Origin of the sequence: Nocardia sp. JW2, assembly GCF_051843015.1 — a bacterium.
GTDB classification, from domain to species: domain Bacteria; phylum Actinomycetota; class Actinomycetes; order Mycobacteriales; family Mycobacteriaceae; genus Nocardia; species Nocardia coubleae.
This window is the reverse complement of sequence record NZ_JBPXLK010000077.1, coordinates 1-252: the sequence shown is the minus strand read 5'-3', so window position 1 is coordinate 252 and position 252 is coordinate 1. Positions and strand designations below refer to the sequence as shown.

The following is a 252-nucleotide window of genomic DNA, read 5'->3' as shown; positions in this document are numbered from 1 at the left end:
CTCATTGGGTATATCGACTAGACCATCGCACCAATGAGTGACGATGTCGAGCTGGTTCGCCTGAGCGGTGAGATGGGTGGAATCAATGGCTTGCCATGACACGTCGGTAGCGTGAATCGTGGCCTGGGGGAGCAGTCGCGCCAAATGGGCGGAGATGACACCATTCCCGCACCCCAGATCGACGGCGTCGGAGTGGACGTCGGCTGCGATGGCGTCGAGGTAGTCGAGTAGCAGGGAGGTTCCGGCGTCGAC

The 252-nt window shown here is 60.7% G+C and carries 1 protein-coding gene; it reads right to left on the bottom strand.

What is annotated here, in order from left to right; all coding sequences use genetic code 11:
* Window positions 1-252: methyltransferase (locus ACSVDM_RS30860; protein ID WP_439269177.1), on the bottom strand; the 252-nt coding region annotated here is incomplete at both ends.